Source organism: Streptomyces marokkonensis, from assembly GCF_039539045.1.
GTDB lineage: Bacteria > Actinomycetota > Actinomycetes > Streptomycetales > Streptomycetaceae > Streptomyces > Streptomyces marokkonensis.
The window spans coordinates 15561-29006 of record NZ_BAABCQ010000046.1 but is presented as its reverse complement, the minus strand read 5'-3'; the positions used below and the strand labels follow the sequence as shown (position 1 = coordinate 29006).

The 13446-nt window shown below is 71.5% G+C and carries 7 protein-coding genes; 4 read left to right on the top strand and 3 right to left on the bottom strand.

Going from position 1 to position 13446, the window contains the following annotated elements; all coding sequences use genetic code 11:
* The first annotated feature begins 164 nt into the window (after nt 1–164).
* The 4 genes from ABEA26_RS14275 to ABEA26_RS14260 all read left to right on the top strand — a co-directional run bounded on the left by ABEA26_RS14275 (nt 165) and on the right by ABEA26_RS14260 (nt 6448).
* Nucleotides 165–1115, top strand: coding sequence for an ABC transporter permease (locus ABEA26_RS14275; protein ID WP_345592495.1), 951 nt, complete (start codon nt 165–167; stop codon nt 1113–1115).
* Entirely contained in the window at nt 1115–3091 is a 1977-nt protein-coding gene (locus tag ABEA26_RS14270; protein ID WP_345592494.1) for a dipeptide/oligopeptide/nickel ABC transporter permease/ATP-binding protein, read from the top strand. Before ABEA26_RS14275 ends, ABEA26_RS14270 begins: the two co-directional genes overlap by 1 nt.
* Nucleotides 3088–4107: an oligopeptide/dipeptide ABC transporter ATP-binding protein gene (locus ABEA26_RS14265; protein WP_345592492.1), complete on the top strand. Its 1020-nt coding sequence runs from the start codon at nt 3088–3090 to the stop codon at nt 4105–4107. Before ABEA26_RS14270 ends, ABEA26_RS14265 begins: the two co-directional genes overlap by 4 nt.
* Nucleotides 4108–4207: 100 nt before the next feature.
* Nucleotides 4208–6448 carry a phosphoinositide-specific phospholipase C-related protein gene (locus tag ABEA26_RS14260; protein ID WP_345592490.1) on the top strand — a complete coding sequence of 747 codons (2241 nt, stop codon included), beginning with the start codon at nt 4208–4210 and terminating at the stop codon, nt 6446–6448.
* A gap of 90 nt (nt 6449–6538) precedes the next feature.
* Here the strand turns inward: ABEA26_RS14260 and ABEA26_RS14255 are convergent, their stop codons facing one another.
* From ABEA26_RS14255 to ABEA26_RS14245, 3 genes are all read right to left on the bottom strand, one after another.
* Entirely contained in the window at nt 6539–9922 is a 3384-nt protein-coding gene (locus ABEA26_RS14255; RefSeq protein WP_345592488.1) for a CARDB domain-containing protein, read from the bottom strand.
* Between the two features lie 387 nt (nt 9923–10309).
* Nucleotides 10310–11755 carry an argininosuccinate synthase gene (gene argG, locus ABEA26_RS14250; protein ID WP_345592486.1) on the bottom strand — a complete coding sequence of 482 codons (1446 nt, stop codon included), beginning with the start codon at nt 11753–11755 and terminating at the stop codon, nt 10310–10312.
* A 45-nt stretch (nt 11756–11800) separates the two neighbouring features.
* Nucleotides 11801–13240, bottom strand: a complete 1440-nt coding sequence (locus ABEA26_RS14245; protein WP_345592484.1) for an NAD-dependent succinate-semialdehyde dehydrogenase — start codon at nt 13238–13240, stop codon at nt 11801–11803.
* Nucleotides 13241–13446 lie beyond the last annotated feature (206 nt).

Below are 13446 nucleotides of genomic sequence, written 5' to 3'. Positions count from 1 at the left end.
TGCGGCTGCACGCACCAGACCTCGCTCGGCTCCGTCGGCAAGGCACCGTTCTCCGGAGCCGACCTGATCCGAACGACACTCCCCGACCCGCACGCCCAGGCCGCCGGGCCGCCGCCGCGCCACCGCAGGCGGCGGCCCTCGCCCCAATCTCTAGGAACCTCACGATGGTTGCATTTCTCCGGCTCGCGCTGCGCCGCGTCGCGATGATGCCGGTGATGGTCCTCGGCATCGCGCTGCTGGTCTTCGTCGTCCTGCAGTTCTCGCCGACCGATCCCGCGTACAACGCGCTCGGCGACTCTGCGAGCCCCGAGGCGCGAGCCGCGTTCGCCGAGGCCAACGGACTCAACGACCCCCTGCCCGTGCGCTACTTCGCCTTCCTGGGCGACCTGGTGCAAGGGGACCTGGGTGTCACGATGTCGCCCAGCCAGCCCGTCATCGACCGGATCGCCACCGCCTTCCCGCTCACTCTTCAGCTGACGCTGCTCGGTCTCACGCTGGCCATCGTGCTGGCGCTGGCTTTCGGCGTCCTCAGCGCCGTCTACCGGGACCGCTGGCCGGACCAGGTCTTCCGGGTGCTGTCGATGGCCGGGGTCGCCCTGCCCTCCTTCTGGGTCGGTGTGCTGCTCATCCAGCAGTTCTCGCTGAACATGCCGATCTTCCCGACCGGCGGCTACGTCAACCCGGCCGACTCCTTCTCCGGCTGGCTCGAGAGCATGGCCCTGCCCGCGCTGTCCCTCGCCCTGCCCGTCGCCGCCTCGCTGGCCCGCCTGATCCGCACCTCGATGGTCACCGAACTCGACCGCGACTACGTGCGCACCGCCCGGGGCAGCGGCCTGCCGCCCTTCCTCATCATCCGGTCGGTACTGCGCAACGCCCTGGTCACCCCGCTGACCGTGCTCGGCGTCAAGGTCGGCTACATGCTCAGCGGCGCCGTCGTCATCGAGGCGATCTTCGACCTGCCCGGCATGGGCAAGCTGATCCTGGAAGGCGTCAACGGCGGCGACGTCGGGCTCGTCCAGGGCACCGTACTCACCATCGCGGTCGCCTTCCTCGTGGTCAACGTCGTCGTCGACCTGCTCTACCTGCTCGTCAACCCGCGCATCAGGACGGTGTGATGTTCGCCCCAAGCTCCCTCGCCGCGCGGCTCTCCCGGCCCGGCACCCGCCTGCGCCGCCTGCCCGTGCCCTCCCGGATCGCCCTGGGGATCCTGCTGGTGGTCGTGGCGGGCGCGGTCTTCGCCCCCCTGCTCACCCAGGACCCCCTGGCGACCGGCATACCCGCCCAGGCGCCGGGCGCCGACCACTGGTTCGGCACCGACCGGGCCGGCCGCGACGTCTTCGCCCGGGTCGTCCACGGCGCGCGCTACTCCCTGGTCATCGGTCTGGGCGCGACCCTCCTCGCCCTGGTCCTCGGTTCGGCCCTGGGCGCGCTGGCGGCGACCTCCCGCAAGCTCGCCGACGAGTCGGTGATGCGCACGCTCGACGTCGTGATGTCGTTCCCGCCGATCGCGCTGGCCGCCGTGCTGGTCGCCGTGTTCGGGCCCAGCGTCCCGGTCATCATCTTCACCATCGCCTTCGTCTACTCGCCCTCCCTCGCCCGCGTCGTACGGGCCAACGTGCTGGAGCAGTACGGCGAGGACTACGTCGCCGCGGAGCAGGTCATCGGCGCCCGCCGCGGCTACATCGTGGCCCGGCACGTCGCCGTCAACTGCGCGGCGCCGATCCTGGTGTTCGCGACCGTCATGGTGGCCGACTCCATCATCTTCGAGGCGAGCCTGTCCTTCATCGGTGCCGGTGTGCAGGACCCCGACCCGAGCTGGGGCAGCGTCCTGGCCTACGGCCGGCAGATCCTGCTGTCGGGCGGCTGGTGGGCGACCCTCTTCCCCGGTCTGTGCGTGCTGCTCACGGTGCTCGCGCTGAACGTCCTCTCCGAGGGCCTGACGGACGCCGCGGCCTCTCCGGACAAGTCCCGCACCGGCGGCACCGACTCCGACGAGAACACCACCGTCGCCGCCCCCGACGCCGACACCACCGGCGTGGACGCCTCGCTCGACGAGCTCGCCGCACGACTCGCGGCCACGGAGCCCGCGGTGCCGCCGCTGAGCGAGGACGCCTCCGAACTCCTGGTCGTGCGCGACCTGTCCATCCGGTTCCCCGACCGCTACGGCGACACCCGGGTCGTCGACGGCATCTCCTTCACCGTCCGCGAGGGCGAGACCCTCGGACTGGTCGGCGAGTCCGGCTGCGGCAAGTCGATCACCAGCCTCGCGATCATGGGCCTGCTGGCCCGCAACGCCGAGGCCGAGGGTGAGATCCTCTATCGGGGCCGCGACCTGCTGAAGCTGTCGCCGAAGGAACGCCGGGCGCTCATGGGCCCGGAGATCGCCATGGTCTACCAGGACGCCATGTCGTCCCTCAACCCCTCCGTGCTGATCGGCACCCAGCTCACCTGGCTCACCTCCCGCGGTGGCACCCGCACCCCCGCCGAACTGCTCGAACTGGTCGGCCTCTCCCCCGAGCGCACCCTGCGCAGCTACCCGCACGAGCTGTCCGGCGGCCAGCGCCAGCGCGTGCTGATCGCCATGGCGCTCTCCCGGAGCCCGCGGCTGCTCATCGCGGACGAGCCGACGACCGCCCTGGACGTCACCGTGCAGGCCCAGGTCGTCGAACTGCTCATCAGGCTGCGCGACGAACTCGGCTTCGCGATGGTCCTCGTCTCGCACGACCTGGCCCTGGTCGGCGACCTCGCCCACCGGGTCGCGGTGATGTACGCCGGTCAGGTCGCCGAGGCCGGCGACACCCGTTCGCTGCTGACCGACCCGGCGCACCACTACAGCCGGGGGCTGCTCGGCTCGGTGGTCTCGCTGGAGTCGGGTGCCGAGCGGCTGCACCAGATCCGCGGTGTCGTGCCGGCGCCCAAGGCGTTCGGCCCCGGCTGCCGGTTCGCCTCCCGCTGCGCCGCCGCCACCGATCTGTGCGCCACCACCCCGCCACCCGCCACCGACCGCGACGCCGGGCAGGACCACCTCTTCGCCTGCCACCACCCGGCGCCCCAGAAGCGGTCGGCCAAGTCGCTGGAGAGCGCCCGATGACCGTGCAGAAGGACACCGCCATGGACCCCCTCATCCGGCTCGACCACATCCACGTGCGGCACAGGGCCCGCAGCGGCGGGATTCTGCGCCGGGACGCGGTGCACGCCCTGACCGACGCCTCTCTGGAGGTCCGGCGCGGCGAGATCCTCGGCCTGGTCGGTGAGTCGGGCTGCGGCAAGTCCACGCTGGCCCGCGTGGTCACCGGGCTCCAGCGGCCCACCGAGGGCCAGGTGTACTTCCAGGGGCGTGATTTGTGGAGGATGAGCGCCGCCGAGCGCCGTGACGACTTCGGTTCCGCCGTGGGCGTGATCTTCCAGGACGCCTCCACGGCGCTGAACCCGCGGCTGTCCGTCCGGCAGATCCTGCGCGACCCGCTGGACGTGCACCGGCGCGGCACCCGCGCCGAGCGGGAGCGCCGCGTCGAGGAACTCCTCGACCTGGTCGGTCTGCCCGGTCACACCATGGAGGCACTGCCCGGACAGCTCTCCGGCGGTCAGCGCCAGCGCGTGGCCATCGCCCGCGCCCTGGCCCTGGAACCGGAGCTGATCGTCGCCGACGAACCCACCAGCGCGCTGGACGTGTCGGTGCGCGCCCAGATCCTCAACCTCCTGGTGGACCTGCGCGCCCGCCTCGGTCTGGGCATGGTGTTCATCTCCCACGACGTGCAGACCGTGCGCTATCTGGCGGACCGCATCGCGGTGCTGTACCTGGGCCGCGTCGTCGAGGAGGGCGGTGCCGCCGAGGTCGTCGGCGCCTCCCGCCACCCGTACACCGAGGCCCTGCTGTCGGCCACGCCCAGCCTGCTGGAGCGTCCGGAGCGGATCGTCCTGCACGGCCCGGTCCCCTCGGCCACCAACCCGCCCTCCGGCTGCCCGTTCCGCACCCGCTGCTGGAAGGCGGACGACGCGTGCGCCACCGCCTTTCCGGCGTCGACGGAGGGCCCGGGCGGCCATCGTTGGCACTGTGTGCATCCTCGAGCGAGCATGATGACGGAGAAAGCCCTGAACGGAGGCTGACCCGGGCGGCATCGGCCGACCGGGCCGGGGCATGCGTGTGATGGCGTCCTTGGCTCGGACGCCGTGTCGCACGACGATCGGCTGAAACGAGAATGGGGCCATGGACGGACTGGTTCGGCGCCCGCCCCGGCGCTCGCCCTGGGTCGAGGTGCTGACCTGGTGCGTGGCGGTGCTGAGCCTGACCGTCCTGGCCGCGGCCGCCGTCGTGCGCAGCACCGTGCTCGATCCGGAGTTCTACGGCCAGGTGCTGGAGGACGAGCGGGCCTACCAGCGGTTCTACGACGAGGTACTGGTCGACCCGGCCAGTACGCCACTGGCCCAGGAACTGCTGGACCGGCTGCCCGTCCCGCAGTCCACCATCACCTCGAACCTCAAGGTCGTAATCCCGCCGGAGACACTGCGGGCCATGGGCGACCAGCAGATCGCCGAGGTGATCCACTACCTGGAGGGCGACCGTGACCGGCTGCGGGTCACGGTCGACCTGGAGCCCGTGATCGCGAACGTCGAACGGCTCAGCCAGGCCTACTTCGGTGATGCCGTCGCCGCCCTGCAGCAGCGGTCGGAACCCGACTTCCAGGCCTTCGTGCAGCGGCTGTCCGAACTGGCGGCACAGGTGGTGGCCGGTGAGGCGCCGCTGGAGGGCCTGCCGTCGCTGCCGCTCTCCCACGACCAGGCGGTCGCGGCCACGGACGCGCTGATGCGACTGGTGCCGGCGGCCGCCCGAGGCGACGCCAGACCCGGCGTGCAGACTGCGCTGGACCGGGGGGACGTGGCCTCGGCCCTGGCCGCGGTCGCGCCGGTCGCCCTGACGGACCGGGTCCGGGCGGCCACCGCGGAGTTCCTGCGGGAGGCGAACGACGGCACGTGGGTCATCACCGTCCATCTCGACCCCCGGCAGGATGCGCTCGCTCCGGTGGACCGCGCGCGTGCCGTCACCCGCCTCTTCCAGGAGGTGGTGGAACCGGCGGCGGCCGTGCTCTGTGCCGCCGCGCTCACGTTGCTGTGGTTCTCCACACCCTCCCCGGCAAAGCGCCGGCTGATGCCGCTCGGCTGGGTACCGGCCGTCGCCGCGTCGCTGCTGGCGCTGACGGTGCTCCTCCTGCGTCTCGCGCTGGGCGACGCGCTGTTCGACACCCCGTCGTCCTGGCCCCCGGCTGCGTCCTCCCTCCTGGCTGACGTCCGGGCGACGGCTCTCGACCGGCTCCTGACCAGCGCCACCGTGGTCGCGGTGATCCTGCTGGCGGCCGGCGCCCTGCTGATCACCGTCGGCTGGGTCTGGCAGACCAGGCCCGGCGTGCCGGTCCTGACCGATCCGCGGCACGGCCCCACCCTGACCTTCGCCGTCACGGCGTGCGCGCTCGTCGGTACGATGCTGGCGCCGGTGGCGCTCACCGGCTCCGCGCCGCGCGTCTGCCAGGGCAGCGCCGAGCTGTGCGACGCCCGCTACGACGAGATCGCCCAGCTCGCGTCGCACAACGCGATGGCCACGACGGCGGACCGGTTCATCGGCCCCCTCCAGGACCCCGACATCGTCGGTCAGCTCAACGCCGGGGTGCGCGTCCTGCTGCTCGACACGCACCGGTGGGAACGGCCCGAGGAGGTCGCGGACCGACTGAGCACCTCGGACTTCTCCCCGGCACTGCGCCGGCGGCTCACCGGGATCCTGGAGCGGGTGAATCCTCCCCACCCGGGCCTGTGGCTGTGCCACTCGGTGTGCGGGGCCGGGGCCCTCGAACTGGAGCCCACACTGCGCCAGGTCGGTGAGTGGCTGCGCGCGAACCCCACGGAAGTCGTCACGCTGATCCTGCAGGACGGCGTCGGCTCCGTGGAGAGCCAGAGCGCCTTCGAGCGGGCGGGGCTGTCCGACCTGCTGTACGAACCGGACGCCGATCCGGACCGCCCGTGGCCACAGCTGGGTGACATGATCGACGACGGCCGGCGTCTGGTCGTCTTCGCGGAGAAGGCCGACGGGCCCGCGCCGTGGTACCGGAACTTCTACCGGTACGGCATGGAGACGCCCTTCGCGTTCCGCAGCCCCGACGAGATGTCCTGCCTGCCGAACCGGGGCGGCGCGGACAAGCGGCTGTTCCTGCTCAACCACTTCGTCACGGCCGGCGGCGGACGGCGGCTGGACGCCGGGGTCGTCAACTCCCGGCAGCGGGTGCTGGAGCGGGCGCACACCTGCGAGCGACGGCGCGGCAGACCGGTCAACTTCATCGCGGTGGACTACGCGACGATCGGCGACGCGCTAGGCGCGGTGCAGGAACTCAACGCCGAACGCCGCCAGGACGACACCCGCCATCCCGCCGGACGGTCACCGGAGAAGCTTCCCGGCGAGTGAGGACGACGGCGTGCCGCTCGGCGACGCGTTGGTGCTCCGCGTCGCCGGGCGGGTGCTGCCGGCGGTGCCTTGCGGTACCGCCGGCCGGTCTCACCGGTTGATCTTGAACTGCGATCCCGGTTCGATGGTGACGTCCTCTTCGGCCGAGTTGGTGATGGTGACGTCGGTCAGGGTGGCGCTGCCGCGGGCGCCGCCCATCGCCAGGATGCCGGAGCCGTTGTTCGACTGGTCGATGCGGACGTTCTCTATCCTCACGTCCGGCATCGCGCCGCCTCCCGTCTTGAACTGGATGCCGTCATAGGTCGAGTCGAGGATGTCGGTGTCCCGGATGGTCACGCCGGGGATGTCCGGCCCCTGCGCGAAGAGGGTGATGGCGCCGAACTCCTGGTCCTCGTTCCAGAACGCGCCGCCCGTCCGGTGCAGGGCGTTGCCCGCGATGAGGGTCCGTCCGGAGAAGGGCAGCGGGTCGTGGTCGGTGGCGAGCATGATGCCGGGGTAGTTCATCGTGTCGGAGATGACGTTGTTCTCGATGGTGTTGCCGTAGCCGCCGTAGACCGCGATGCCGTTGGCCCGCCACGGGAGCTGGATGGTGTTGTTGCGGAAGTGGTTGTCGTGGCCGACGTCCACGGAGGTGTCCTTCACGTACTTGCTGGCCCACACCGCGAGCGAGTCGTCGCCGGTGTTGCGGAAGGAGGAGTTGTAGACCGTGGAGTTGCGCGTGCCGTTGGCGAAGTTGATGCCGTCGGCGTAGGTGTTGCGGATGCGCATGCCGGTGAACTCCAGGCCGTCACCGGGGCCCCACAGCTCGGGGATGTTTGAGTAGTCGCGGCCGGCCCAGACGCCGACGTTGGCATGCTCGATCCAGACATTGCTGATCCTGGTGTCCTTGCCGAAGCGGCCGTTGAGTCCCACGCCGCCCTCGTGGTTGCCGTCGCCGCCGCGGATGGTGCCCGAGCCGAGGATGGCGATGTCGGAGATCTGGGTGTTGTGGTCGATGTCGAAGCCGAAGTTGCCCTCGTGCGGGTGGTTGATGCCGCCCGCCTCGTGCGGCGGGGTCAGGGTGTGGAGCTGGGAGTGCCACATGCCCGCGCCGCGGATGGTGACGTCACGGATGCCGACCGTGTTGAACTGGCCGCGGTTCTGCGGGTCGTCGGTGAGGATCTTCTGCTCCTGGCGCCACTGCCCGGCCGGGATCCACACGCAGGGGATCTCGCCGTTCTGGTCGGCGGTCACGGCACGCTGGATGGCGTCGGTATCGTCCAGGCCGTCGCCGGGGACGGCACCGTACTCGGTGATGGACGTGCAGTCGGCGGGCTTGGCCGCGGGCGGCGCGACCTGCTCCAGGTCGATCAGGTCGATGACGTGGAAGGCGGCCGTGTCGCCCGCGTCGCGCTGGAGGCGGAACTCGGTGCCTTGGGGGAAGGTCCTGTCCAGCAGCGCGTGGGACTCGTCGAACAGCCGCCGCGCGTCGCCGCCGGGCCGGTTGGTGAGCCCCTCGGGGTCGTCGGTGTCTCCGTACAGCCAGCTGTGCTTGGAGGACAGGGTCAGCTTCTGTAGGAAGTCGCCGTCGGCGTAGAGGCTGATCGTGGCCTCCGCTCCCCCGCCGGCGGGGGCGTCGGGGACGGAGTTCCGCACCACGATGGAGTTGGTGGGTGTGGTGGAGGTGAACTCGACGTACTCGCCGGTGGAGTCGAGGCGGACGGACTCGCGGCCGGACGACTCGGTGCCGAAGTTGGTGTGGCCGAAAGTGCGCTTGGCGTCGGTGGTGAGCAGGGTGCCGTTGTGACGGCCGTCCTCGGCCTCGTACTCGGTGTACGGCACGGCGGCGCCGCGTCCGACGACGAGGGACTTGGCGAGCACGTTGTTGTTCTCGTTGGTCTCGGTGACGACGCCGGTGGCGTCGGCCGTGGCGGAGAGGGTGACACCACCGCCGGTCGCCGTCCAGGTGCCGCTGACCGGCACGTTCACGGTGGCACCGGCGGCCACCGCGCCGGTGGTGCCGTCCAGGGTGGTGGTGCCGGCCCGGAGCCGGGTCACCGAGCCGGCCTCGACGGCGCTCGTGCCTCGGTTGTGCACGGCGACGGTGAAGGAGACCTGCGCGCCCACGGGCGGGTTGGCCGGATCGGTGGTGATGGAGCGCACCTCCAGGTCGGGTCCGGGTGCCCGGTCGACGACCAGCCGGCCGGAGGCGGTGCGGCTGTTGTTGGTGTCGTCCAGTTCGGCGACCGTGTCGCCCGGGTCGGCCACCGCGGCGACGGCGTAGTCACCGGCCGCGTGGGTGCCGGTGGCGACGGCGACCTCGGCGAACTCGCCGGGGTCGAGCGCGGGTACCTCCGCGCTGCCGGCGGTCGCCCCCTCCACGGTGACCTCGGTGGTCGTCGCGGCCGAGGGCGCGGTGCCGGCGTTGCGGACCGTGGCGTTCACGGTCACCTCGTCCCGCTCGGAGGGGTCGGTGGGTGACCAGTCGAGGCCGGTGACGGTCAGGTCGGGTGCGGGCGCGGCGGTGCCGACGACCTGGAACTCGGCGACCTGACCGCCGGGCGCGCCGGAGTTGGCGAAGAACCTGAGCCGTACGTCGGACACGCGGCCGGTGACCGGGATGGTCACCGTGTTGTCGTTGCCCGGGCTGAACGAGTGGTCGGCACGGGCGCGCAGCGAGGTGAAGCCGCTCTGGCCCTGCTCACGGCCGAGGACCTGGATGCTCTGGGTCCGGGACGCCCATACGGGGTCCGGGTCGAGCTTGACGACCACGGCGCTGACGTCCGCGTCGGCGCCGAGTTTCACGGTGAGGTCGGCGGGGTGGCCGGCCGCCTCCCAGTAGGTGGAGGTGGAGTCGTCGGTGGCGTTGGCCGCGACGTAGGAGTGCACCGACGAGGTGGCCTCGGCCGGCTTGTTGCGGGCCAGGTTGGTGCCGACGGGCGGTGGCTCGGTGACCACTTCCTCGCCGTACACCTCCAGTTCGGAGAGCTGCGCGGCGTTCCAGCCGGTGTTGCCGCTGACGTGGACGCGGACGTAACGCGCGTCGGAGGGGGAGGCGAGGTCGACGGCGACGGTGTTGGCCCGGTTGGGGGTGAACGCCCGTGCGGCGGATCCGGCGAGGCTGCCGAAGGTGGTGCCGTCGATGCTGCCCTGGAGGGAGAGGGTCTGGCTGCGGCTCTCCCAGCCGGCGGGCAGTTTGAGGACCACCCGTTCGACGTTCCGAGCCTCGCCGAGGTCGACCTGCACCCACTGGGGGAAGGAGCCGGCCGGGCCCTCCCAGTAGGAGGCCTGGGTGCCGTCGGTGGTGTGACCGGCGGGGTACGCGCCGTGCGAGCCACCCGCCGTGGCCGGGCGGCCGAGGGCGAGGTTGACGTCGGCGGCGGCCGTCGCCGCCGAGGCGGTGGCCGCGAGGGGCAGCGGGAGCAGCCCGACCGTCATCAGGCCGGCCACGACGGCGCCCGTCGGCGACCGTCGGCCGAGGGATCTCCATCTCATGAGAGTCCTCTGTTCCTTGGGGAGTCGGGGAGCGCGGCAGGCCGGCGGAAGGGGGAGGGGGAAGCACCGACGCACCGACCATGCGCACCAATTGAGCAGGACAGTCGATTCTTTGCGGAAAGTGCGTCATCAGATTTCTAGTGCGTCACCAGTTTGTCAACGGTCCTCGTTGCAGCGGGATTTGGGACGCAAGCGGCTTGCGTCGCTTGCTAAGGACTTGCGTTGGCCTTGACCTGGCCCAGTGCCACCGAGAGCGTCTGGACGCGTCTTCCGAACCTCGTGAGGAACGCAAGCGGCATACGGGGACGAGAAACAGAAGGGCCGGCCCGGCGCCAGTAGGCGTCGAGCCGGCCCTTGCCGGTGCGGGGTCCCCCGGGGAGGACTGGATCAGTCGGTGCCGAACTCCATCGCGGCGCGGTCCAGCAGCTCGTCGTCGCCGGAGACCTCGCCGCGGGAGGCGATGGCCTGCGCGCCGCCCTCCGGCATGGCACCGATCAGCCCGGTCGAGGCGGCCTGGGCGGCACCGATGGCGGGGTTGGCGGTGCCGATCAGACCGAGCCCGGCGTACTGCTCCAGCTTGGCACGGGAGTCGGCGATGTCGAGGTTGCGCATGGTGAGCTGGCCGATCCGGTCCACCGGGCCGAACGCGGAGTCCTCGGTACGCTCCATCGACAACTTGTCGGGGTGGTAGCTGAACGCCGGGCCCGTGGTGTCGAGGATCGAGTAGTCCTCACCGCGCCGCAGCCGCAGCGTGACCTCGCCGGTGACCGCCGAGCCGACCCAGCGCTGCAGCGACTCGCGGATCATCAGCGACTGCGGGTCCAACCAGCGGCCCTCGTACATCAGCCGGCCCAGTCGCCGACCCTCGGTGTGGTACTGGGCGAGGGTGTCCTCGTTGTGGATCGCGTTGACGAGGCGCTCGTACGCCGCGTGCAGCAGGGCCATGCCGGGCGCCTCGTAGATGCCGCGGCTCTTCGCCTCGATGATCCGGTTCTCGATCTGGTCGGACATGCCCATGCCGTGGCGACCGCCGACGGCGTTGGCCTCCATCACCAGGTCGACCGGGGAGGCGAACTCCTTGCCGTTGACCGTCACGGGGCGGCCCTGGTCGAAGCCGATCGTGACGTCCTCGGCGGCGATCTCGACCGACGGATCCCAGAACCGCACGCCCATGATGGGCTCCACGGTCTCCACGCCGGTGTCGAGGTGCTCCAGCGTCTTGGCCTCGTGGGTGGCGCCCCAGATGTTGGCGTCGGTGGAGTACGCCTTCTCCGTGGAGTCCCGGTAGGGGAGGTCGTGGGCGATGAGCCACTCCGACATCTCCTTGCGGCCGCCGAGCTCGGTCACGAAGTCGGCGTCCAGCCACGGCTTGTAGATCCGCAGCTGCGGGTTGGCGAGCAGGCCGTACCGGTAGAACCGCTCGATGTCGTTGCCCTTGAACGTGGAGCCGTCGCCCCAGATCTGGACGTCGTCCTCGAGCATCGCCCGGACGAGGAGCGTGCCCGTGACGGCACGGCCGAGCGGCGTGGTGTTGAAGTAGGCACGCCCGCCCGAGCGGATGTGGAACGCCCCGCAGGTGAGCGCGGCCAGGCCCTCCTCGACCAACGCCGCGCGGCAGTCGACCAGACGCGCGATCTCGGCACCGTAGGCCTTGGCACGGTCGGGCACCGAGGCGATGTCGGGCTCGTCGTACTGGCCGATGTCGGCGGTGTACGTGCAGGGAACTGCGCCCTTGTCACGCATCCACGCGACCGCGACCGAGGTGTCGAGGCCGCCCGAGAAGGCGATACCGACGCGCTCGCCGGTGGGGAGGGAGGTGAGGACCTTGGACATAGGAAGAGTATGCATGATTACGCATGACCATGCAAAGCCGGGTGGTCACCGGGCCGGCATCGCCACGTACTGGTACTCCAGGAACTCCTCGATGCCCACCGTTCCGCCCTCGCGGCCCAGTCCCGACTGCTTGACGCCGCCGAAGGGCGCGGCCGGGTTGGAGACGAGGCCGGTGTTGAGGCCGACCATGCCGACCTCCAGACGCTCGCTGACGCGCAGGGCGCGGTCGAGGCCCTCGGTGAAGACGTAGCCGACGAGTCCCCAGGGGGTGTCGTTGGCCCGGCGTACGACCTCGTCCTCGTCGTCGAAGGTGAGGATCGCCGCCACGGGACCGAAGATCTCCGTGCCCATCAGACGGCTGTCCGCACTGACGTCGGTGAGCACCGTGGGCGGGTAGAAGCAGCCGGGGCCCTCGGGCGTACGGCCGCCGACGAGGACGCGGGCGCCGCGCTCCACCGCGTCCAGGACCAGTTCCTCGACCTTGGCGCGTCCGGCGGCGTCGATGAGCGGGCCGACGTCGACGCCGTCCCGGGTGCCGGGGCCCACGACGAGCGAGCCCATGCGCGCGGCCAGGCGCCGCGCGAACTCCCCGGCCACCGACCGGTGGACGAAGAAGCGGTTCGCGGCGGTGCACGCCTCGCCCATGTTGCGCATCTTCGCGATCATCGCGCCGTCCACGGCCACCTCGAGGTCCGCGTCGCCGAAGACGATGAACGGCGCGTTGCCGCCCAGTTCCATCGAGGCGCGTACGACGGTGTCGGCACACTGGGCGAGCAGGAGCCGGCCGACCTGCGTGGAGCCGGTGAAGGACAGCTTGCGGATCAGTCCGCCGCGCAGGAGCGGCTCGCACACCTCCGCGGCCCGGGAGGTGGTGACGACGTTCAGCACGCCGTCCGGCAGTCCCGCCTCCTTGAGGATGGCGGCCAGGGCCAGGCTGGAGAGCGGGGTCTGCGGGGCGGGCTTGAGCACCATCGTGCAGCCGGCCGCGACCGCCGGGCCGATCTTGCGGGTGCCCATGGCCAGCGGGAAGTTCCAGGGGGTGATCAGCAGGCAGGGGCCGACCGGACGCCGGGAGAGCAGCATGCGGTTGCCTCCGTCGGGGAGGACACCGTGGCCGCCGCCGATGCGGACTGCCTCCTCGGAGAACCAGCGGAGGAACTCGGCCGCGTACGCCACCTCTCCCCTGGCCTGAGCCAGCGGCTTGCCCATCTCGGACGTCATCAGGCGGGCGAGCTCGTCGGTGCGGTCGAGGACGATCTCGTACGCGCGGCGCAGGATCTCGCTGCGCGCCCGCGGTGCCGTACGGGCCCACTCCTCCTGCGTCTGGACCGCCGCGTCCTGGGCGAGCCGGGCGTCCTTGGGGCCGGCGTCGGCGACATGGCGGAGGATCTCGCCGGTCGCCGGGTCGTCGACGGGCATGGTGGCGCCGTCCGCGGCGTCCGCCCAGGCACCGCCGATGAACAACTGGGTCGGGGTGTCGGTCATGGGTCCCTCCTGGCGCCCGGCCGGCGGGCCGGGCTGGGTCTCCGTGTGCCGGTGTGCGGTTCTTGTGTGCCGGGGCGCCGGAATGCCGGGGCCGGGGCGCCCGAGCACCGGGGGCCGGCAGCCGGGGGCCGGTAGCCGGGGCGCGGTCGTCATGTCCCGTGCGGTCACCGTGCCTGTGTGGTCACCATGGCCCGTACGGTCGCCGT

Coding starts and splice junctions, on each gene's coding strand:
- ABEA26_RS14275 (WP_345592495.1), top strand. CDS start 165: ATGGTTGCATTTCTCCGGCTCGCGCTGCGCCGCGTCGCGATGATGCCG.
- ABEA26_RS14270 (WP_345592494.1), top strand. CDS start 1,115: ATGTTCGCCCCAAGCTCCCTCGCCGCGCGGCTCTCCCGGCCCGGCACC.
- ABEA26_RS14265 (WP_345592492.1), top strand. CDS start 3,088: ATGACCGTGCAGAAGGACACCGCCATGGACCCCCTCATCCGGCTCGAC.
- ABEA26_RS14260 (WP_345592490.1), top strand. CDS start 4,208: ATGGACGGACTGGTTCGGCGCCCGCCCCGGCGCTCGCCCTGGGTCGAG.
- ABEA26_RS14255 (WP_345592488.1), bottom strand. CDS start 9,922: ATGAGATGGAGATCCCTCGGCCGACGGTCGCCGACGGGCGCCGTCGTG.
- argG (WP_345592486.1), bottom strand. CDS start 11,755: ATGTCCAAGGTCCTCACCTCCCTCCCCACCGGCGAGCGCGTCGGTATC.
- ABEA26_RS14245 (WP_345592484.1), bottom strand. CDS start 13,240: ATGACCGACACCCCGACCCAGTTGTTCATCGGCGGTGCCTGGGCGGAC.